This window comes from Novosphingobium capsulatum NBRC 12533, from assembly GCF_001598375.1.
Lineage (GTDB): Bacteria > Pseudomonadota > Alphaproteobacteria > Sphingomonadales > Sphingomonadaceae > Novosphingobium > Novosphingobium capsulatum.
In genome coordinates, this window is the sequence record NZ_BCYV01000057.1 from 1 (window position 1) to 1,615 (window position 1,615).

A 1,615-nucleotide genomic window follows, 5' to 3' on the forward strand; every position below is an offset into this window, starting at 1 on the left:
GGGCCTTGAGCTGGAAGCTTTCGTGGCGCGCCAGGCCGATCGGCTCTTTGCCATCTCGGCGCCGCTTGCCGATCATGTCATCGGGCAATGGGGCCTCGATCCTGCGCGCCTGGCCTTGCTGCCCAACGGCATTGATGCACCCGCCTTTGCCGGGATTGCCGCCGCGCGCCACGCCACCACCACGATCGGCTATGCCGGCGCGCTCGTCGCCTATGAAGGGCTGGACCTGTTGCTCGATGCCCTGGCCATGCTACATGCGCAGGGCCTGGCCATCGACTTGGTGATCATGGGCGATGGCCCCTTGCGCGACAGCCTGGAAGCGCAGGCCGCGCGCCTGGGCCTGGCGCAGGCCGTCACTTTCACCGGGCGCCTCGAACCCGATGCCGCGCGGGCACGCATGGCCGCCTGCCACATCGCCTGCCTGCCGCGCCGCCGCAGCGCGGTGACCGAACTGGTGCCGCCGATCAAGCTGGTCGACGCCATGGCCCTGGGCCTGCCCGCCGTGGTGCCCGATCTGCCGGTGTTCCGTGCCGAGGCGCAGGAGGGCGAAACCGCGCTGTTCTTCACCCCTGGCGATGCCGCAGACCTGGCGCGCGCCATTGCCGCCCTGGCCCGCGCCCCCGCCATGGCCCACCGCATAGGCCAGGCCGCCCGCGACCATGCCACCGCCCATCGCGACTGGGCCAGCATCGCACAAGTCATTGCCCAGACGCTGCGCGAGCCGGAACCTGCGCCCGCCCCCCTGCCCGAGCCTGCCCTGCCGGCCACAACTGACGGCGATGCTGCGCGCCATGCTGCCGAACAAGCGCTGGCCCAGGCTGCAACATGGACACGCGAGGCGCGCGCCCTGGCCGCAACAAACCTGCCAGCCGCGATCGCCCTAGCGGAACAGGCGCAGGCCATCGATCCACAACCTTGGCGCGCCAAGTGGCTGGGCCTGCGTCTGCACGAAGCGGGCGAAACGGCGCGGGCGATAGACCTGTTGCAGTCGCTGCCCACAGACCTGCCGCTGAGCCGATCGGAAGCGCGGCGCATTCAGCAGATCCTGCATCCCCCCGCGCCGGAACCGGCCCCCGACCCGGCGGAACTGGCCGCCGCGCAGGCCGCGCGGGAACGGGCCCATGCCCAGGCACTGGCCCGCACCCTGACCGAACAGGCGATGCAGCTTCAGGCCCGCGATCCGCTGGCGGCGGCCCGGCTGGGCGAGCAGGCTTATGCGATCGATCCGCAGCCCTGGCGTGCCAAGTGGCTCGGCCTGCGCCTGCACGAGGCCGGTGAAACGGCGCGGGCGATAGACATGTTGCAGACCCTGCCCGCAGACCTGCCGCTGAGCCGATCGGAAGCGCGGCGCATTCAGCAGATCCTGCATCCCCCCGCGCCGGAACCGGCCCCCGACCCGGCGGAACTGGCCGCCGCGCAGGCCGCGCGGGAACGGGCCCATGCCCAGGCACTGGCCCGCACCCTGACCGAACAGGCGCGCCAGGTTCAGGACAGCGATCCGCTGGCAGCGGCCCGGCTGGGCGAGCAGGCCTATGCCGCCGATCCACAACCGTGGCGGGCGAAGTGGCTGGCATTCCGGCTTTATGACGCCGGCGAACTGACCCGGCCCGCCACA

Annotated in this window: 1 protein-coding gene; it reads left to right on the forward strand. The window is 71.9% G+C overall.

Annotated elements, in window-relative coordinates; all coding sequences use genetic code 11:
• Positions 1-1,615, forward strand: a 1,615-nt coding sequence (locus tag SCA01S_RS21525) for a glycosyltransferase (RefSeq protein WP_157089091.1), incomplete at both ends; no start/stop codon positions are given.